Origin of the sequence: Serratia sp. FDAARGOS_506 (assembly GCF_003812745.1) — a bacterium.
Classification (GTDB): domain Bacteria; phylum Pseudomonadota; class Gammaproteobacteria; order Enterobacterales; family Enterobacteriaceae; genus Serratia.
The window spans coordinates 464,417-484,699 of record NZ_CP033831.1 but is presented as its reverse complement, the minus strand read 5'-3'; the positions used below and the strand labels follow the sequence as shown (position 1 = coordinate 484,699).

Sequence of the window (20,283 nt, the reverse complement as noted above, 5' to 3'; positions counted from 1 at the left end):
TCAGCCTGCTGAGCCCCTTCAATCAGGTATCTGGAGATGGCCGAACCTCGTTTTATTCACCTGCGCGTCCACAGTGACTACTCCATGATTGATGGATTGGCCAAGACGGCGCCGCTGGTGAAAAGAGCCGCCGCGTTAGCCATGCCTGCTCTGGCAATCACCGATTTCACCAACCTGTGCGGGTTGGTGAAGTTCTACGGCAGCGCGCACGGCGCCGGGATCAAACCGATCATCGGCGCGGATTTCCATGTGCAAAGCGAAGAACTGGGCGACGAACTGGCTCAGTTGACGGTGCTGGCCAGCAACAACGAAGGCTACCAGAACTTGACGCTGCTGATTTCCCGCGCCTATCAGCGTGGTTACGGCGCCGCCGGCCCGATCATCGATCGCGACTGGCTGATTGAGCATCGTGAAGGGCTGATTCTGCTCTCAGGCGCGCGTCAGGGCGACGTCGGCAAGTTTTTGCTGCGCGGCAACCAGGCGCAGGTGGATCAGTGCCTGGACTTCTACCAGCAGCACTTCCCGGACTGTTACTATCTGGAACTGATCCGCACCGGTCGCCCGGACGAAGAGAACTACCTGCATGCGGCGGTGGCGTTGGCCACCGAGCGCGGTTTGCCGGTGGTGGCCACCAACGATGTACGCTTCCTGGTGGAAGACGACTTCGATGCCCATGAGATTCGCGTCGCCATTCACGACGGCTTTACGCTGGACGATCCCAAGCGGCCGCGCAACTATAGCCCGCAACAATATATGCGCAGCGAAGACGAGATGTGCGAGCTGTTCGCCGACATCCCGGAAGCGCTGCTGAACAGCGTCGAGATCGCCAAGCGCTGTAACGTCACCATTCGCCTCGGCGAATACTTCCTGCCGCAGTTCCCGACCGGCGACATGAGCACCGAGGACTTCCTGGTACTCAAGTCGAAAGAGGGGCTGGAAGAGCGTCTCGAGTTCCTGTTCCCCGATCCTGAAGTGCGCGCGCAGCGCCGCCCGGAATACGACGAGCGTCTGGACGTCGAGCTGAAGGTGATCAACCAGATGGGGTTCCCCGGCTACTTCCTGATCGTGATGGAGTTTATCCAGTGGTCGAAGGACAACAACGTGCCGGTTGGCCCAGGGCGTGGCTCCGGCGCAGGTTCGCTGGTGGCCTATGCGTTGAAAATCACCGACCTCGATCCGCTGGAGTTCGACCTGCTGTTCGAACGCTTCCTGAACCCGGAGCGTGTCTCGATGCCCGACTTCGACGTCGACTTCTGCATGGAGAAGCGCGACCAGGTGATCGAGCACGTGGCGGAGATGTACGGCCGCGAAGCGGTATCGCAGATCATCACCTTCGGCACCATGGCCGCGAAAGCGGTTATCCGCGACGTGGGCCGGGTGCTTGGGCATCCGTACGGCTTCGTCGATCGCATTTCCAAGCTGGTGCCGCCGGATCCGGGCATGACGCTGGAAAAAGCCTTCGCCGCCGAACCGCAGCTGCCGGAAATTTACGAGGCCGACGAAGAGGTTAAGGCGCTGATCGACATGGCGCGCAAGCTGGAAGGGGTGACGCGCAACGCCGGTAAACACGCCGGGGGCGTCGTGATTGCACCGACCAAGATCACCGACTTCGCGCCGCTGTACTGCGATGCCGAAGGGAACCACCCGGTGACCCAGTTCGACAAGAACGACGTGGAATACGCCGGGCTGGTGAAGTTCGACTTCCTCGGTCTGCGCACCCTGACCATCATCGACTGGGCGCTGGAGATGATCAACGCCCGGCGCGCCAAGACCGGGCTGGAACCGATCGACATCGCCGCCATCCCGCTCGATGACAAGAAAAGCTTCGACATGCTGCAGCGTTCGGAAACCACGGCGGTGTTCCAGCTTGAATCGCGCGGCATGAAAGATTTGATCAAACGTCTGAAGCCCGACTGCTTCGAAGATATGATCGCACTGGTAGCGTTGTTCCGTCCGGGGCCGCTGCAGTCGGGCATGGTGGATAACTTCATCGACCGTAAGCACGGCCGCGAAGAGATCTCCTACCCGGATATCCAGTGGCAGCACGAGTCGCTTAAGCCGGTGCTGGAACCGACCTACGGCATCATCCTGTATCAGGAACAGGTCATGCAGATAGCCCAGGTGTTGGCGGGCTATACGCTGGGCGGCGCGGACATGCTGCGCCGTGCGATGGGTAAAAAGAACCCGGTCGAAATGGCCAAGCAGCGCGGCGGCTTCGAAGACGGCGCCAAAGCGCGCGGCATCGACGGCGAACTGTCGGTGAAAATCTTCGACCTGGTGGAGAAGTTCGCCGGTTACGGCTTCAACAAATCGCACTCCGCCGCCTATGCGCTGGTGTCGTATCAGACGCTGTGGCTGAAGGCGCACTACCCGGCCGAGTTTATGGCCGCGGTTATGACCGCCGATATGGACAACACCGATAAAGTGGTGGGTCTGGTGGACGAATGCTGGCGCATGGGGCTGAAGATCCTGCCGCCGGACATCAACAGCGGCCTGTATCACTTCCACGTCAACGACGACGGCGAGATTGTTTACGGCATCGGCGCCATCAAGGGCGTGGGGGAAGGGCCGATCGAAGCCATCATCGAGGCGCGCAACAGCGGCGAACAAGGCTACTTCAAAGACCTGTTTGACCTGTGTGCGCGCTCCGACATCAAGAAACTGAACCGCCGCATTCTGGAAAAGCTGATCATGTCCGGGGCGTTCGATCGCCTTGGGCCACACCGCGCCGCGCTGATGAATTCGCTCGGCGACGCGTTGAAAGCGGCGGATCAGCATGCAAAAGCCGAAGCGATCGGCCAGGTGGATATGTTTGGCGTGCTGGCGGAAGCGCCGGAGCAGGTGGAGCAATCCTACGCCAATATCGCCCCCTGGCCGGAGCAGGTGGTGCTGGACGGTGAGCGGGAGACGCTGGGGCTGTATCTGACCGGCCACCCGATCACCCAGTACCTGAAGGAGATCGAACGTTACGCCGGTGGCCAGCGTTTGAAAGACATGCACCCGACGGATCGGGGCAAAATGACCACCGCCGTCGGGCTGGTGGTCGCCGCGCGGGTGATGGTGACCAAGCGCGGCAACCGCATCGGCATCTGTACATTGGATGACCGTTCGGGCCGTCTGGAAGTGATGTTATTCACCGAAGCGTTAGAAAAATACCAGCATTTGTTGGAAAAAGACCGTATCCTTATCGCCAGTGGACAGGTCAGCTTTGATGACTTTAGCGGCGGGCTTAAAATGATGGCCCGCGAGGTAATGGACATCAGTGAAGCCCGGGAAAAATACGCTCGCGGGCTTGCTATCTCGCTGACTGACAGGCAAATTGATGACCAGCTTTTGAACCGTCTCCGTCAGTCGTTGGAACCCCATCGATCGGGGACGATTCCAGTGCATCTCTACTATCAACGGGAAGATGCGCGAGCCAAGCTGCGTTTTGGCGCAACCTGGCGCGTGACGCCCACCGACCGCTTGTTGATCGACTTGCGGACGTTGGTAGGCAATGAGCAGGTGGACTTGGAATTTGACTAAAATAGGAATGCTATGAGTCTGAATTTTCTTGATTTTGAACAGCCGATTGCAGAGCTGGAAGCGAAAATTGACTCGCTGACTGCAGTCAGCCGTCAAGACGAAAAATTAGATATTAATCTGGACGAAGAGGTTCAGCGCCTGCGTGAAAAGAGCGTTGAGCTGACGCGCAAGATTTTTGCCGATCTTGGGGCCTGGCAGATTGCCCAATTGGCACGCCACCCGCGCCGTCCTTATACCCTGGATTATATCAAACACATCTTTACCGACTTCGAAGAGTTGGCGGGCGATCGCGCTTACGCCGACGACAAAGCGATCGTCGGTGGTATTGCGCGCCTGGATGGCCGCCCGGTGATGATCATCGGGCACCAGAAAGGTCGTGAAACCAAAGAGAAGATCCGCCGTAACTTCGGCATGCCGGCGCCGGAAGGCTACCGCAAGGCTTTGCGCCTGATGGAAATGGCCGCGCGCTTCAAGATGCCGATCATCACCTTTATCGATACCCCAGGCGCGTATCCGGGCGTGGGCGCGGAAGAGCGCGGCCAGTCCGAAGCCATCGCGCGTAACCTGCGTGAGATGTCGCGTCTGAACGTACCGGTCATCTGCACCGTCATCGGCGAAGGCGGCTCCGGCGGCGCGCTGGCGATCGGCGTGGGCGATAAGGTGAACATGCTGCAGTACAGCACCTACTCGGTGATTTCGCCGGAAGGCTGTGCTTCCATCCTGTGGAAGAGCGCCGACAAGGCGCCGCTGGCCGCAGAAGCGATGGGCATTACCGCGCCGCGCTTGAAAGAGCTGAAGCTGATCGACTCGGTGATCCCGGAGCCGCTGGGTTCCGCCCACCGCGACGTGCCGGCGATGGCGGCCGCGCTGAAAGCGCAGCTGCTGGCCGATCTGAAAGATCTGGACGGTCTGAACGACGAAGAGTTGCTCAACCGCCGCTATCAGCGTCTGATGAACTACGGCTACTGCTGAGTTCTGTTCTTCGCTGCAAGAAACCGCCTCCGGGCGGTTTTTTTTTGGCTACACACCACCGGATTTTCGTGGTGTTATAGAGACTTGGCCGTTAACTGACAGGAGCTGCCGATGAATATCATCGCCATCATGGGCCCGACGGGCGTCTACTACAAAGATGAGCCGATCCGCGAGCTCCACGCTGCGCTGGCCACCATGGGATTCCAACTGGTGTACCCCAAAAACAGCGGTGACCTGCTGAAGCTGATTGAAGCCAATGCCCGCATCTGCGGGGTGATCTTCGACTGGGACGACTACAGCCTGGAGCTGTGCAGCGAGATCAACGAGCTGAACGAATACCTGCCGCTGTACGCCTTTATCAATACCCACTCCACCTTCGACGTCAGCCTGCATGAAATGCGCATGGTGCTCTATTTCTTCGAGTATGGTCTGAATGCGGCGGACGATATCGCGCAGCGCATCCAGCAGTACACCGCGGAATACATCGACACCATTACGCCGCCGCTGACCAAGGCGCTGTTCAACTATGTGCGCGAAGGGAAGTACACCTTTTGCACGCCGGGCCACATGGCCGGCACCGCGTTTCAAAAAAGCCCGGTGGGCTGCCTGTTCTATGACTTCTTCGGCGCCAATACCCTGAAGGCCGACATCTCGATTTCGGTTACCGAACTCGGTTCGCTGCTGGATCACACCGGGCCGCACCTCGAGGCCGAAGAGTATATCGCGCGCACCTTCAACGCCGAGCAGAGCTATCTGGTCACCAACGGCACCTCCACGGCCAACAAGATCGTCGGCATGTATTCGGCGCCGGCCGGCAGCACGGTGCTGATCGACCGCAACTGCCACAAATCGCTGTGTCACCTGCTGATGATGAGCGATATCGTGCCGATCTATCTGCGCCCGCTGCGCAACGCCTACGGCATCCTCGGCGGCATTCCGCAGCGCGAGTTCACCCGTGAAAGCATCGCCGCTCGGGTGCAGGAGACCCAGAACGCCACCTGGCCGGTGCACGCGGTGATCACCAATTCCACCTATGACGGCCTGCTGTACAACACCGACTACATCAAGCAGACGCTGGAGGTGCCGTCGATCCACTTCGACTCCGCCTGGGTGCCTTATACCAACTTCCATCCGATTTACGACGGCAAAAGCGGCATGAGCGGCGAGCGGGTGCCCGGTAAGGTGATTTACGAAACCCAATCGACGCACAAGCTGCTGGCGGCCTTCTCGCAGGCCTCGATGATTCATATCAAGGGCGACTACGACGAGAGCACCTTCAACGAAGCTTACATGATGCACACCACCACTTCGCCGCACTATGGCATCGTGGCGTCGATGGAAACCGCCGCCGCCATGCTGCGCGGCAATCCGGGGCGCCGCTTGATTAACCGTTCGGTGGAGCGTGCGCTGCATTTTCGCCGCGAAGTGCAGCGGCTGCGCGAGGAGAGCGACAGTTGGTTCTTCGACATTTGGCAACCGGAAGAGATCGATGAGGCGCAATGCTGGCCATTGGATCCGGACGACAACTGGCACGGTTTCGGCCAGACCGATCGCGATCACATGTACCTCGATCCGATCAAGGTAACGATCCTGACGCCGGGCATGAACGAGCTGGGTACGCTGGAGGAGGAGGGGATCCCGGCGGCGTTGGTGGCGAAATACCTCGACGAGCGCGGTATCGTGGTGGAGAAGACCGGGCCGTATAACCTGCTGTTCCTGTTCAGCATCGGCATCGACAAAACCAAGGCGATGAGCCTGCTGCGCGGCCTGACCGACTTCAAGCGCGCCTACGATCTCAACCTGCGGGTGAAGAACATGCTGCCGGATCTGTACGCCGAAGATCCGGATTTCTACCGCCATATGCGCATCCAGGATCTGGCTGCCGGCATTCATCGCCTGATCTGCCAACACGATCTGCCTCGCCTGATGCAGCGGGCGTTCGACGTGTTGCCGGAAATGAAGCTGACGCCGCACCAGATGTTCCAGGAGCAGGTGCGCGGCAACGTGGAAACCTGTGAGCTGAATCAGCTGGTGGGCAAGGTGGCGGCCAATATGATCCTGCCGTATCCGCCGGGCGTACCGCTGGTGATGCCGGGAGAGATGATCACCGAAGAGAGCCGAGCAGTGCTCGATTTTCTGCTGATGCTGTGCTCGATCGGCGAGCGCTACCCCGGTTTTGAAACCGACATCCACGGCGCCAAGCTGACGGAGGACGGGCGCTACCTGGTGAAGGTGTTGAAAGCCCCGCAGCCGTAATACATAACACGCCCGGCGGTTTGGAAAGCTATGCCGGGCATTCTCATTGACGGCATCATCGCCGCCGGATATTTTGCCTCATCAAACCGAACAGGGGAGGGCGCCATGCTGGCGTTACGTCAGGTACACCATATCGCGATCATTGGCGCGGACTACGCCGCCAGCAAGCGTTTTTACTGCGACATTCTCGGATTTACCCTGCTGAGTGAAGTCTACCGCGAGGAGCGCGACTCCTGGAAAGCGGATCTGGCGCTCAACGGGCAATACACCCTCGAGCTGTTCTCTTTCCCTTCGCCGCCGGCCCGCGTCAGCCGCCCGGAGGCCTGCGGCCTGCGCCATCTGGCGTTCAGCGTCGACGATATCGACCAGGCCATCGTTCATCTACAGACGGTCGGCGTCGCCTGCGAACCGGTACGCGTCGATCCTTATACTCAATCCCGCTTTACCTTTTTCAGCGATCCCGATGGTTTACCGTTAGAATTATACGAGAGTTAACGGCTTAATCGCCTCCCGGCGGCCACAGCCGGGGACGGTTATGCTATGATCGCGCCCTTGCCCTACATGCCTACAGAGTTATTTCCGCCATGCAAGAGCCTGCTTTTCGCGTCGGGGAGTGGCTGGTTACCCCTGCCGACAACACCATCAGCCGCGACGGACGCCAAAAAACGCTGGAACCGCGCCTGATCGACATGCTGTGCTATTTCGCCCGGCATCCCGACGTGGTGCTGAGCCGCGACGAGCTGATCGACAACGTCTGGAAGCGCAATATCGTCACCAACCACGTGGTGACCCAATGTATTTCAGAGCTGCGCAAATACCTGAAAGACGGCGACAGCGACAGCCCGGAATACATTATCACCGTACCCAAGCGTGGATATAAGCTGGCGACGTCGGTGATCTGGTGTGAAGAGGGGGAGAGGCAGCCCGCTCCTGCGCCGGCGCCGCAGATCGCGGTGATCATGCATGAGCCGGAAGACGGCAGCGAGGAAGACGAGACGCCATATGTGCCGCCGCGCCGGGCAAGTACACCGCCTGCCGCGCCCGGCGAAAAGAAGCCGCGTTTTTATCGCCGCTCGACCTTTTGGGTATGGCTGGCGTTTCTGGCGGCGCTCAGCGTCTGCGTGGCGTTTGTCGGCATCGCCACGCTGTCGCAGCGCGTGCCGGTATCCACCATGCCGGTACTGCTCAACCCGCGCGATATCGATATTCGTATCCAGGGCGGCGAGAGCTGCAGCAACTGGATGCCGCAGCTCTCTTATGTAGTGGGCGTCAGCGAACTGATCACCGATTCGCTGAACACCTACTCGACCTTCCTGGTGCACGACCAGACCAATTACAACTATTCCGGCCCCAGCAACTCGGGCAAATCGCTGTATATCGAGTTCGTCAATCAGCGCCACTACCGCGCCCAGCAGTGTTTCCTGTCCGTGCGGCTGGTGGATAACGCCGACAGCTCAGTCATGCTGGACAAGCGTTACTTCATCACCGCCGATAACCAGCTGAAGATCCAAACCGACTTTCTCTCCAGCCTGTCCGCTGCGCTGAAGCAGCCTTGGCCGCCGCAGCTGGAGCAGAGGCTGGCGCAACTGCTGCCTGACAACGGGCCGTTGCTGCAGCGTTTCTACCAGGCGCATCAGTTGCTGATCCACGGTGACGCCGATTCGTTGACCCGCGCCAGCGCCCAGCTGAGCGAGCTGATTAAAAGCGCGCCGAACTTCCACTACCTGCTGGCGGAAAAAGCGCTGGTGGACCTGCTGCGCAATTCTTATCAACCGTTCGACAGCCATACATTGGCGCAACTGCGCGCCGATATCAGCCATCTGGCGACGATCCCTGAATTGAAAAACACGCCGATCATGCAGCAAGTTCTGGCGGTAGATGCATTGACGCAGGGGCGCATTGACGAGGCGCACCGGGCGATCGACCTGGGGATTGAATTGCAAATGTCGTGGCTGAATTATGTGCTGCTGGGCAAGGTGTATGAAATGCAGGGGCAGAACCATTTGGCGGCGGATTCTTATATTACCGCATTCAATCTTCGCCCCGGCGAAGACACATTGCATTGGATCACCAATGGCGTATTCCAGACGTCATTGACCAACGTAGTGCCTTATTTAAATAACTATCAGCGCCAATAATTAACCGATATCACGCCGCCATTATTCTTCGGGAATCATGGTGGCGTTATTTATTGGTGAAGGCATGTTGCATGAATGTATTATTTTGCTGCGCGATATCATTCCTTTTTTGTCACTTGTTATACGTTTTTAACCCAGCCATCTTTTTGTTTTTAAATGATGTTTATCTTTTCTTTAGCTTACCTTTTTATCTTGATGTGTTAATGAAAAACCTCAGGTTATCATTTGTATGATCATGAGCGTAATCTCACTTTATCTTTAGGACTTTATTCCCCCCGATGGTTAGCATCCTGACTATCAAGCCGGCTCATTAAAATCTTTTATTTATGGGTGTGGCTTATAAGAAACGTAAATCAGGAGAAACTGACCATGGCTTCACCCAAGAAAATAGGGCTTATTGCCTGCACCGGCGTCGTCGCCGGTAATATGATGGGGAGCGGGATTGCCTTATTGCCCGCCAACCTGGCGAGTCTCGGATCTATCGCCATCTGGGGATGGGTGATCTCGATTATCGGGGCGATGTCGCTGGCCTATGTGTATGCCCGCCTCGCCACCAAAAACCCGCAGCAGGGCGGCCCTATCGCCTATGCCGGTGAAATTTCCCCGGCTTTCGGTTTCCAGACTGGCGTGCTTTATTACCATGCCAACTGGATCGGTAACCTGGCCATCGGCATTACCGCCGTTTCTTATCTCTCTACCTTCTTCCCGGCGCTGAACAACCCGGTACCTGCCGGCATCGCCTGTATCGCCATCGTGTGGGTCTTCACCTTCGTGAACATGCTGGGCGGGACCTGGGTCAGCCGTTTGACCACCCTGGGCCTGGTGCTGGTGCTGATCCCGGTGATCGTGACCGCCACCATCGGCTGGCACTGGTTTGACGCCGCCACCTATCAGGCTAACTGGAATACCTCCGGCACCACCGACAGCCATGCGGTCATCAAAAGTATCCTGTTGTGCCTGTGGGCGTTTATCGGCGTGGAATCCGCAGCGGTCAGCACCGGCATGGTGAAAAACCCGAAACGCACCGTCCCGCTGGCAACCATGCTCGGCACCGGCCTGGCGGGCATCATCTACATCGCTGCCACCCAGGTGATCAGCGGCATGTTCCCGGCGTCTGAAATGGCCGCCAGCGGCGCGCCATTCGCCATCAGCGCCTCGGCGATTATGGGCAACTGGGCCGCACCGATGGTTTCCGCTTTCACCGCCTTCGCCTGCCTGACGTCACTGGGTTCGTGGATGATGCTGGTCGGCCAGGCCGGGGTACGCGCCGCCAACGACGGCAACTTCCCGAAAGTGTACGGCGAGCTGGATAAAAACGGCATTCCGAAGAAAGGCCTGCTGCTGGCGAGCTGCAAAATGACCGCGCTGATGGTGCTGATCACCCTGATGAGCTCCGCCGGCGGCAAAGCTTCCGACCTGTTCGGCGAACTGACCGGCATCGCGGTGCTGCTGACCATGCTGCCTTACTTCTACTCCTGCGTAGACCTGATCCGCTTCGAAGGGGTCAACGTGCGCAACCTGCTGAGCCTGATCGCTTCGGTGTGCGGCTGCGGCTTCTGCTTCATCGCGCTGATGGGCGCCAACTCATTCGAACTGTCCGGCACCTTTATCATCAGCCTGATTATCCTGATGTTCTACGCCCGGAAAATGAATACCCGCCAGGCTGCCAACGCAGCGGCGGTCGATGAAAACACCACGGCCAAAGCGCACTGATTCGCGTCCGCTGACCGACTGAATTTACCCAGCCCCTTTCTTTCCGACCTGTCAGCCGCGACGGGAAGGGGCTTGCTTTGCCAGGAGAAATGCATATGAACGTTATCGCCATCATGAATCACATGGGTGTCTACTTTAAAGAAGAGCCTATCCGTGAACTGCATCAGGCGCTGGAAAGTCTGGATTTCCGCATCGTTTACCCTAACGATCGCGAAGACCTGCTGAAACTGATCGAGAACAACGCCCGTCTGTGCGGGGTGATCTTCGACTGGGACAAATACAACCTGGAGCTGTGCGAAGAGATCAGCCAGCTGAATGAGTACATGCCGCTGTATGCGTTTGCCAACACCTATTCGACGCTGGACGTCAGCCTGAACGATCTGCGTATGCAGGTGCGCTTCTTCGAATATGCGCTCGGTGCGGCAACCGACATCGCCGCCAAGATCAAACAGAATACCGACGAGTATATCGACACCATCCTGCCGCCGTTGACCAAGGCGCTGTTCAAATACGTGCGCGAAGGCAAATACACCTTCTGTACGCCGGGCCACATGGGCGGCACTGCGTTCCAGAAAAGCCCGGTGGGCAGCCTGTTCTACGACTTCTTCGGCCCGAACACCATGAAGTCGGATATCTCGATTTCGGTGTCCGAACTGGGATCGTTGCTGGATCACTCCGGCCCGCACAAAGAGGCGGAAGAGTACATTTCCCGCGTGTTCAACGCCGAACGCAGCTACATGGTCACCAACGGCACCTCCACCGCCAACAAGATCGTCGGCATGTATTCGGCGCCGGCGGGCAGCACGGTGCTGATTGACCGTAACTGCCATAAGTCGCTGACTCACCTGATGATGATGAGTGACATCACGCCGATCTACTTCCGCCCGACCCGCAACGCCTACGGCATCCTCGGCGGTATTCCGCAGAGCGAGTTCCAGCGCGCCACCATCGCCAAACGCGTGAAGGAGACCCCGAACGCCACCTGGCCGGTGCACGCGGTGATCACCAACTCCACCTATGACGGCCTGCTGTACAACACCGACTTTATCAAGAACACCCTGGACGTGAAGTCTATCCACTTCGATTCCGCCTGGGTGCCTTACACCAACTTCCACCCGATCTATAAAGGCAAGTGCGGCATGAGCGGCGGCCGCGTGGAGGGCAAGGTGATCTATGAAACCCAGTCCACCCACAAACTGCTGGCGGCCTTCTCGCAGGCTTCGATGATCCACGTGAAGGGCGACATCAACGAAGAAACCTTCAACGAAGCCTACATGATGCACACCACCACCTCGCCGCACTACGGCATCGTGGCGTCGACCGAAACCGCCGCGGCGATGATGAAAGGCAACGCCGGCAAACGCCTGATCAACGGCTCTATCGAGCGCGCGATCAAGTTCCGCAAAGAGATCAAACGCCTGAAAGTCGAATCCGACGGCTGGTTCTTCGACGTCTGGCAGCCGGAACATATCGATGAGCCGGAATGCTGGCCGCTGCGTTCCGACAGCGCCTGGCACGGTTTCAAGAACATCGATAATGAACACATGTACCTCGATCCGATCAAGGTCACCATCCTGACGCCGGGGATGAGCAAGGAAGGCGAGATGCAGCCGTTCGGTATTCCGGCCAGCATCGTGGCGAAATACCTCGACGAGCGCGGCATCATCGTCGAGAAAACCGGGCCGTACAACCTGCTGTTCCTGTTCAGCATCGGCATCGATAAAACCAAGGCGCTCAGCCTGCTGCGCGCGATGACCGACTTCAAACGCTCGTTCGATCTGAACCTGCGGGTGAAAAACATGCTGCCTTCGCTGTATCAGGAAGCGCCTGATTTCTATGAAAACATGCGCATTCAGGATCTGGCGCAGAACATTCACCGCCTGGTGGAGCAACACAACCTGCCGGACCTGATGTACCGCGCGTTCGAAGTGCTGCCAACCATGGTGATGAACCCGTACCAGGCGTTCCAGAAAGAGCTGCATGGCGAAGTGGAAGAGGTTTATCTGGAAGAGATGGTCGGCAAGGTCAACGCCAATATGATCCTCCCATACCCACCGGGCGTGCCGCTGGTGATGCCGGGCGAAATGCTGACCGAGGAGAGCCGGCCGGTGTTGGAGTTCCTGCAGATGCTGTGCGAAATCGGCGCGCATTATCCGGGCTTTGAAACCGACATTCACGGCGCCTATCGTCAGGCGGACGGACGTTATCGGGTGAAAGTGCTGAAGGCGAAATAACCGCAGCCAATAACAGGGGAGGCGCTCGCGCTTCCCCTTTGTCGTTCACCGACTGATGGGAGACCACCATGAAAACACCCTCACAGCCGCGCGCAATTTACTATGTCGTAGCCATACAAATTTGGGAGTATTTCAGCTTTTACGGCATGCGTGCGTTACTGATTCTCTATCTGACCCACCAACTCGGCTATACCGACAGCCACGCCATCGATCTCTACAGCGCCTACGCTTCGTTAGTTTACGTCACTCCTATTTTGGGCGGCTGGCTCGCCGACCGCCTGTTGGGCAACCGCGTCGCGGTGATCGCCGGCGCGGCGCTGATGACCCTGGGGCATATCGTGCTCGGCCTGAGTGCGGTCTCCGCCCAGTCACTCTATCTGGCGCTGGCCATCATCATCTGTGGCTATGGCCTGTTCAAATCCAATATCAGCTGCCTGTTGGGCGAGCTGTATCCGGCGCAGGACTCGCGCCGTGAAGGGGGGTTCTCGCTGCTGTACGCCGCCGGCAACGTCGGTTCCATTTTGGCGCCGATTGCCTGTGGGCTGGCGGCCGAGCGCTATGGCTGGCACGTCGGCTTTGCGTTGGCCGGGATCGGCATGTTCGCCGGCCTGGCGATCTTCCTGCTCGGCGGCCGCCACTTCCGCCATACCCGCGGCGTGAATGCCCCGCTGATGCGCGCCAAAAGCCTGGGCTTGCCGCACTGGGGCTGGCTGTTGGCGGCACTGCTGGTATCGCCACTGTTCTTCACGCTGCTGTTTGTACGCGACTGGGCCGGCTATTTGCTCGGGCTGGTGTGCGTGGCGGCGGTAGTGTTGGTGGCGCGCATTATGCTGCGTGCGGATGCCCTACAGCGACGAGGGCTTTGGCAGATCGTTGTGCTGATGCTGCTGGGCACGCTGTTCTGGGCTTTCGCCCAGCAGGGCGGCAGCTCCATCAGCCTGTTTATCGATCACTTCGTCGATCGGCGGTGGTTCGGCTGGACGGTGCCGACCGCGCTGTTCCAGTCGGTTAACGCCTGCGCGGTGATGCTGGGCGGCGTGGCGCTGGCATGGCTGGCGAGCGGCGACGGTAGGGGCGATCGCACGCTGCGCATCTGGTGCAAGTTCGCCTTCGGTCTGCTGTTGATCGGTGTCGGCTTTACGCTGATGGCGCTCAATACGCGGCTGCACGGGCCGGGTTCGATGGGGCTGATGATCGCCGGTCTGGCGGTGATGGGCTTCGCCGAACTGTTTATCGATCCGGTGGCGATGGCGCAGATCACCCGCCTGAATATCCCCGGCGCCACTGGCGTGCTGACCGGTATCTATATGCTGGCGACCGGCTCGATCGCCAACTACCTGGCGGGCATTATCGCCAATCAGACCGCCGAGGATCACATTGAGGGGGCGGCAATGCAGGCGTATGGCCGCATTTTCGCTCAGATCGGCTGGGGAGCGGCCGGATGCGCGCTGGCGGTGATCGCGGTGCTGGGCGGCTGGTGGTTGCTGACGCGGCGCCAGGCCCGGACGGTTAATGCTTGATTGATGACGGTCGGCGGGGTTAACGTGCAGCTATGTAGAAGTGACAAAGCCTACCGATGGATACTGATCAATTAACGACGCGGGTGGCGGACCAGTTGGGTGCGCAGCAGCGGCTGCTGGTGGCGTTCAGCGGCGGCCTGGATTCCAGCGTACTGCTGCATGTGCTGGCGGCGTTGCGCCGCCAGCGTCCGGCGCTGCAGCTGCGTGCGTTGCACGTGCACCACGGCCTGAGCGCCTTCGCCGACCGCTGGGTTGAGCATTGCCGCAGCCGCTGCGCCGACTGGCAGATCCCGTTGACGGTGACGCACGTGCAGGTGGATGCCCGCGAGGGCGGCATCGAAGCGGCGGCGCGTGCGGCGCGCTATGCCGCCTTCAGCGCCGCTCTGACGGAGGGGGAAGCGCTGCTCACCGCTCAACACCTCGACGATCAAAGCGAAACCTTCCTGTTGGCGCTCAAGCGCGGCAGCGGGCCGGCGGGACTGTCGGCGATGGCGGCGCGTGCGGCGCTGGGCGAGCACCTGTTGTTGCGGCCGCTGTTGGGCTGTTCGCGCCAAACGCTGGAAAGCTACGCGCAACGCCACGCCTTAATCTGGATAGATGACGACAGCAATCAGGACACGCGCTTCGATCGCAATTTCCTGCGGTTGCAGGTGCTGCCGCAGCTCAATCAACGCTGGCCGCACTTCGCCTCGGCGGTGGCGCGCAGCGCCAGCCTGTGCGCCGAGCAGGAGCAACTGCTGGACGAACTGCTGGCGGAACCGCTGCAAAGCCTGTTAGCGGCGGATCGCTCGTTGGCGATCGACGGCCTGACGGACTGTTCACCGGTGCGGCGTTTCGCTTTGCTGCGGCGCTGGATCGCGTTGTTTAACGTCACCATGCCGGCGCGTGAACAGCTGCAGCGCCTATGGGAAGAGGTGGCGCTCAGTCGGGAGGATGCCGAACCACAGCTGCAGCTCGGCACCTATCAGATTCGCCGTTTCCGCGGTCGATTGTACCTGTTGCCGCCGCTGGCGGTGCTGCGCGATGTACAGCTGCCCTGGCAGCCTGAAGAGCCGCTGACGTTGCCGGACGGGTTGGGTCGCCTGATCGCCGGTGAGGGCGAGCAGGCGCTGCGCGCGCCGCTGCGCTCGCAGAGGGTCAGCATTCGTTTTGGCGGCGTGCAGGGCACGGTGCGTATCGTGGGGCGCGCCCATTCACGACCGATAAAAAAACTGTGGCAGGAGCTGGGTATTCCGCCCTGGCAGCGTGAACGCATCCCGTTGATTTATTATGATGAGCAGCTGATCGCCGCGCTGGGCGTTTTCGTCTGTGAGGCGGGGCTGGTGCCGGAAGGCGAACGCCCGTGGCGGCTGCATTGGGAAAAGAATCATAATCGCGAGGAGTAATGATGAAGTTTGTGGGGATCACGCTGTTGGCCGCCGGCCTGTTCAGCCTGCCGGCGTTGGCTGCGGGGGATGCGGCCGCCGGTCAGGCGAAAGCCACCGCCTGTGCGGCGTGCCACGGCGCGCAGGGCAAGGTGACGGTGCCGATGTATCCGAATCTGGCCGGGCAGAACGCCATGTACCTGCAGCACGCGCTGCAGGCATATAAGAAAGGGGAGCGCAACGGCGGTCAGGCCGAGGTGATGAAGGCCTACGTGTCGGGGCTGTCGGATGACGATATTGCCGATCTGGCGGCCTATTACGCCAGCCTGAAGCCTTAAATGACGAGGGCAGCCGTTGGGCTGCCCTGTTGGGATGGGGTTACCGCTGCTCAGTCCGACAGACTGACGACCACGGTACCGATTTCCGGATGACTGAAACTGCTGATATGGTCCAGGCGCAGGTCGCGCTGCTGGCCGTTCTGTTCGATGGTCAGATACTCAACGCGTTTCTTTTGCAGCAGGTCGATCGCCTTGGCCTCGATCACTTCTCCGTCGCGTAACTCCAGCTTCAGAATAAGTTTATGCTGACAGGCGAGTTCCAGGTTGTCGTAGTCATCGCAATTGATGGGTTGGTACTCATCATTCATCAACATAGTCGCTCACCAATAAGTTAGCGGCGGCAAAGGCCGCCTGTTCCCTAACGGAGGACGGTAGCGCGTCGTTCGCTGCGACATCGTCCAATGCCTTTAACGCACAAGCCAGCGCATCAGGCACGTAGCCAAGATCTCCACTGCCAATCTCGGCGTAAGTACGGCGTACTAACTCACAGTATTGTTGCACAGTTTCCTCCCTTAAGAACCTCTGCATCATCAAGACCGCTCTCGCGATGAGGCGCAGGCTCTCGGAGTTTTATCCTATCCTAGACGACTATAGCACAGCTGTTATGGAGTTATCAGCACCCTGGCACGCCTTTCGCACTGCCGCGGCCTGGCCGCGCTGGCGGGGTTTGGCCCTGATCAAGTACACTGTCGCCGGATAATAACGAGGTCACCCATGGCGCTGAAAGCAACCATTTATAAAGCCGCGGTCAATATTGCTGATATGGATCGTCACTTCTACCACGACGCCGCGCTGACGCTGGCGCAACATCCGTCCGAAAACGAGCAGCGCATGATGTTGCGTCTGCTGGCCTGGATCTGCCATGCCGACGAACGGCTGGTGTTTACCAAAGGGCTGAGCGCCGACGACGAGCCGGAGATCTGGCAGCGCAACGACCACAACGGCCTGGAAATGTGGATCGAGATGGGTTTGCCCGACGAGAAGCGCCTTCGCAAGGCCTGCAACCAGTCGCCGCGTGTGGCGCTGTACGCTTACGGCGAGCGCGCCGCGCACGTGTGGTGGCAGGGAATGCAGAGCAAGGTGGCCGGCTACAAGAACCTGAGCGTGCGTTTCCTCGACGACGAACAGCTGGCGCGGCTGGCTGCGCTAGCCAGCCGCACCATGACGCTGCAGGCGACGTTGCAAGAGGGAACTATTTGGCTGTCCGATGCTCAGAATAGTCTGGAAATCCAGTTCGCCGAGTGGCAGCGGGCGCAGGTTTGACCGGTGCTGGAACTGTCAAGAAACGTAGCCATACCGGATAATGAGCTGGAATTGACGGCGATCCGCGCGCAGGGCGCGGGCGGCCAGCACGTGAACAAAACCTCAACGGCGATCCATTTGCGCTTTGACATCCGGGCATCCAGCCTGCCAGAGTATTATAAGGAAAGGCTGCTGGCGCTGAATCATCATCTTATTACCGCTGATGGTGTGGTGATTATCAAGGCGCAAGAGTATCGCAGCCAGGAATTGAATCGCGAAGCGGCGTTGGCCAGATTGGCCGCGCTGATTCGGCAGGCGATGGTGGTGGAAAAAACGCGCAAGGCGACCAAGCCCACAAAAGGGGCCAAACTGCGTCGCCTGGAAGGCAAGGCGCGTAAAGGCGCCACCAAGGCGCTGCGCGGCAAGGTTCGTACTTAGGAATACATGAACACAGTAGGAGAATAACTGTGAAAAAAATTACGGTAGCCCTGTTCCTCGCGGCAGGCGCACTCTCGTTGTTGGGATGCAACAATCATTATCAACCGAAGGAACAGCCGCTGCAGCCGATGCCGCAGAGTTATCAAGGGGTGTTGCCTTGCGCCGATTGCGGCGGTCTGGATACGGCGCTGTTCCTGGATGAGGACGGCACCTTCGTGCTGCAGGAAACCTATCGCGGCACCAAAGACGGCGATCAGACCTTTGCCGATTACGGTAAATGGGCGCGCACCGCGGATAAGCTGGTGCTGACCGACAGCAGCGGCGAAAAACGTTACTTCCGCCCGGTGGGCAAGAGCCTGGAAATGCTGGATCGCAGCGGCGTGCCGATCGAGTCCAAGCTGAATTACCGTCTGGATCCGGTTGAGAAGCCGTTGCCTAAAACGCCGATGACGCTGAAAGGCAACTACACCTATATGGCGGACGCGGCGGTCTTCAAGGACTGCGCTACCGGCAAAACCTTCCCGGTGGACAACAACATCGCGCTGGAGCAGGGTTACGCCAAAGCATACAAGACCGCCGGCGAGCCGGTGTTCCTGACGTTCAGCGCGCATTTCAGCGTGCAGCCGTCGATGGAAGAAGGATTGACCGAGAAGGCGCTGGTGCCGGACGGCAAAATCGCGTTTGACCGCAGCAAGAGCTGCAGCAGCAAATAAGCGATTTCGGATATAAAAAAAACCCGCCTGAGCGGGTTTTTTAATTTTCTGACGTTCGTCGCTTAGCGTTTGATCTGGCCCAGCAGGAAATCAACGATTTCGCCGGTTTTGATCATTTGCTTCTCGCCGACGCGGCGGTTCTTGTACTCGATCTCTTCGTTGTCGAGGTTGCGATCGCCGATAACGATAGAGTGCGGCACGCCGATCAGCTCCATGTCCGCGAACATCACGCCCGGGCGCTCTTTGCGGTCATCGAGGATCACGTCGATGCCGTGGGAGCGCAGCGTGTTGTACAGCTCTTCGGCCAGCGCCTGCACGCGGAACGACTTGTGCATGTTCATCGGCAGGATCGCCACCTGGAACGGCGCGATGGCGTCCGGCCAGATGATGCCGCGTTCGTCATGGTTCTGTTCGATGGCGGCGGCCACGACGCGGGTAACCCCGATGCCGTAGCAACCCATGGTCAGCACCTGATTACGGCCGTCTTCGCCTTGCACGGTCGCTTTCATCGCTTCCGAGTACTTGGTGCCGAGCTGGAAGATATGGCCCACTTCGATGCCGCGTTTGATCAGTAGCGTACCCTGACCGTCCGGGCTGGCGTCGCCTTCTACCACGTTACGGATATCGGCCACCTGCGGCAGCGGCAGATCGCGCTCCCAGTTGATGCCGAAGTAGTGTTTGCCGTCAACGTTGGCGCCGGCGCCAAAGTCGCTCATCGCCGCCACGCTGCGGTCAGCAACCACCGGCATCGGCAGGTTGACCGGGCCGAGTGAACCCGGGCCGGCGCCGACGATGGCGCGAATTTCTTCTTCGGTGGCGAAGGTCAGCGGCGCGGCAACCTGCGCCAGCTTCTCGGCCTTGATTTCGTTCAGTTCATGATCGCCGCGCACCAGCAGAGCAACCAGCTTGTGGCCGCTCTCTTCGGTGGCGCGCACCATCAGCGTCTTCACGGTTTTTTCCACCGGCAGCTGGAACTGCTCGACCAGCTCGGCGATTGTTTTGGCGTTCGGCGTATCCACCAGACGCAATTCTTCGCCGGCCGCCGCGCGTGGAGCCGCCGGCGCGACCGCTTCCGCCAGCTCGATGTTGGCGGCGAAGTCGGAACCGGTGGAGAATACGATATCGTCTTCACCGCTGTCTGCCAGCACCTGGAACTCGTGCGAGGCGCTACCGCCGATCGAGCCGGTATCGGCCTGCACCGGGCGGAAATCCAGGCCCATGCGGCTGAAGATTTTGCTGTACGCTTCGTACATCGCGTCGTAAGTCTCCTGCAGAGACTCCTGTGAGGTATGGAAGGAGTAGGCATCCTTCATCAGGAACTCACGGGAACGCATCACGCCGAAACGCGGGCGCACTTCATCACGGAACTTGGTCTGGATCTGGAAGAAGTTCAGCGGCAGCTGTTTGTAGGAGCTGATCTCGTTGCGGATCAGATCGGTGATCACTTCTTCATGCGTCGGGCCCAGCACGAACGGACGGTCGCCGCGGTCGACGAAGCGCAGCAGCTCGGGGCCGTATTGCTCCCAACGGCCGCTTTCCTGCCACAGATCGGCAGGCTGAACCACCGGCATGGAAACTTCGATCGCGTTAGCATTGTTCATTTCTTCGCGAACGATGTTTTCAACCTTTTTCAGAACGCGCAGGCCGGTCGGCAGCCAGGTGTAAAGACCGGAGGCCAGCTTGCGGATCATCCCGGCGCGCAGCATCAGCTGGTGGCTGATCACTTCGGCGTCGGCAGGTGTCTCCTTCAGTGTGGAGAGCAGATATTGGCTAGTACGCATGGTGTTTTGGTTCCGTTAGAACTGCAAATTGCATCGGGCTGCCAGAGTG

General features: G+C 59.4%; 16 protein-coding genes. 13 read left to right on the top strand and 3 right to left on the bottom strand.

Annotation, left to right across the window (positions count from 1 at the left end; genetic code table 11):
- Positions 1-36: 36 nt before the first annotated feature.
- The 10 genes from dnaE (at position 37) to EGY12_RS02575 (ending at position 16,060) form a co-directional block, all read left to right on the top strand.
- Positions 37-3,525 carry a DNA polymerase III subunit alpha gene (dnaE, locus tag EGY12_RS02620; protein ID WP_123892482.1) on the top strand — a complete coding sequence of 1,163 codons (3,489 nt, stop codon included), beginning with the start codon at positions 37-39 and terminating at the stop codon, positions 3,523-3,525.
- Between the two features lie 12 nt (positions 3,526-3,537).
- Entirely contained in the window at positions 3,538-4,497 is a 960-nt protein-coding gene (gene accA / locus EGY12_RS02615) for an acetyl-CoA carboxylase carboxyl transferase subunit alpha (RefSeq protein ID WP_004931972.1), read from the top strand.
- A 111-nt stretch (positions 4,498-4,608) separates the two neighbouring features.
- Entirely contained in the window at positions 4,609-6,753 is a 2,145-nt protein-coding gene (locus tag EGY12_RS02610) for a lysine decarboxylase LdcC (RefSeq protein ID WP_123892481.1), read from the top strand.
- A 105-nt stretch (positions 6,754-6,858) separates the two neighbouring features.
- Positions 6,859-7,248 (top strand): VOC family protein, encoded by a 390-nt coding sequence (locus tag EGY12_RS02605; RefSeq protein ID WP_123892480.1) that lies wholly within the window; start codon positions 6,859-6,861, stop codon positions 7,246-7,248.
- Positions 7,249-7,337: 89 nt separating this feature from the next.
- Positions 7,338-8,891 (top strand): lysine decarboxylation/transport transcriptional activator CadC, encoded by a 1,554-nt coding sequence (cadC, locus tag EGY12_RS02600; RefSeq protein ID WP_123892479.1) that lies wholly within the window; start codon positions 7,338-7,340, stop codon positions 8,889-8,891.
- A 369-nt stretch (positions 8,892-9,260) separates the two neighbouring features.
- Positions 9,261-10,604, top strand: a complete 1,344-nt coding sequence (cadB, locus tag EGY12_RS02595) for a cadaverine/lysine antiporter (RefSeq protein WP_123892478.1) — start codon at positions 9,261-9,263, stop codon at positions 10,602-10,604.
- 95 nt (positions 10,605-10,699) lie between these two features.
- Positions 10,700-12,838, top strand: coding sequence for a lysine decarboxylase CadA (cadA, locus tag EGY12_RS02590; protein ID WP_033635725.1), 2,139 nt, complete (start codon positions 10,700-10,702; stop codon positions 12,836-12,838).
- A gap of 68 nt (positions 12,839-12,906) precedes the next feature.
- Complete coding sequence (gene dtpD / locus EGY12_RS02585) at positions 12,907-14,358, top strand: dipeptide permease DtpD (protein ID WP_123892477.1); 1,452 nt, start codon at positions 12,907-12,909, stop codon at positions 14,356-14,358.
- A 56-nt stretch (positions 14,359-14,414) separates the two neighbouring features.
- On the top strand, positions 14,415-15,743 hold the full coding sequence (tilS, locus tag EGY12_RS02580) for a tRNA lysidine(34) synthetase TilS (protein WP_123892476.1): 1,329 nt from the start codon (positions 14,415-14,417) through the stop codon (positions 15,741-15,743).
- 2 nt (positions 15,744-15,745) lie between these two features.
- The gene (locus EGY12_RS02575; RefSeq protein ID WP_123895544.1) at positions 15,746-16,060 is read left to right on the top strand and encodes a cytochrome c; all 315 of its coding nucleotides are present in this window, start codon (positions 15,746-15,748) and stop codon (positions 16,058-16,060) included.
- A 50-nt stretch (positions 16,061-16,110) separates the two neighbouring features.
- Here the strand turns inward: EGY12_RS02575 and rof are convergent, their stop codons facing one another.
- Together rof and EGY12_RS02565 are read right to left on the bottom strand one after the other, a co-directional pair.
- A complete protein-coding gene (gene rof / locus EGY12_RS02570) occupies positions 16,111-16,374 on the bottom strand; it encodes a Rho-binding antiterminator (protein ID WP_004931991.1) in 264 nt (87 codons plus the stop codon).
- Positions 16,361-16,561 (bottom strand): YaeP family protein, encoded by a 201-nt coding sequence (locus tag EGY12_RS02565; RefSeq protein WP_004931993.1) that lies wholly within the window; start codon positions 16,559-16,561, stop codon positions 16,361-16,363. The genes rof and EGY12_RS02565 overlap by 14 nt, the downstream gene beginning before the upstream one ends.
- A 213-nt stretch (positions 16,562-16,774) precedes the next feature.
- On the opposite strand from EGY12_RS02565, the gene EGY12_RS02560 reads away from it, so the two are divergent.
- The 3 genes from EGY12_RS02560 to nlpE are packed head-to-tail and all read left to right on the top strand — an operon-like array spanning position 16,775 to position 18,453.
- On the top strand, positions 16,775-17,323 hold the full coding sequence (locus tag EGY12_RS02560; protein WP_123892475.1) for a YaeQ family protein: 549 nt from the start codon (positions 16,775-16,777) through the stop codon (positions 17,321-17,323).
- A gap of 3 nt (positions 17,324-17,326) precedes the next feature.
- Complete coding sequence (arfB, locus tag EGY12_RS02555) at positions 17,327-17,740, top strand: alternative ribosome rescue aminoacyl-tRNA hydrolase ArfB (protein WP_028127523.1); 414 nt, start codon at positions 17,327-17,329, stop codon at positions 17,738-17,740.
- 29 nt (positions 17,741-17,769) lie between these two features.
- On the top strand, positions 17,770-18,453 hold the full coding sequence (gene nlpE, locus EGY12_RS02550; RefSeq protein ID WP_123892474.1) for an envelope stress response activation lipoprotein NlpE: 684 nt from the start codon (positions 17,770-17,772) through the stop codon (positions 18,451-18,453).
- A gap of 62 nt (positions 18,454-18,515) precedes the next feature.
- Here nlpE and proS read toward each other — a convergent pair whose 3' ends face one another.
- Positions 18,516-20,234, bottom strand: a complete 1,719-nt coding sequence (proS, locus tag EGY12_RS02545) for a proline--tRNA ligase (RefSeq protein WP_123892473.1) — start codon at positions 20,232-20,234, stop codon at positions 18,516-18,518.
- Positions 20,235-20,283 lie beyond the last annotated feature (49 nt).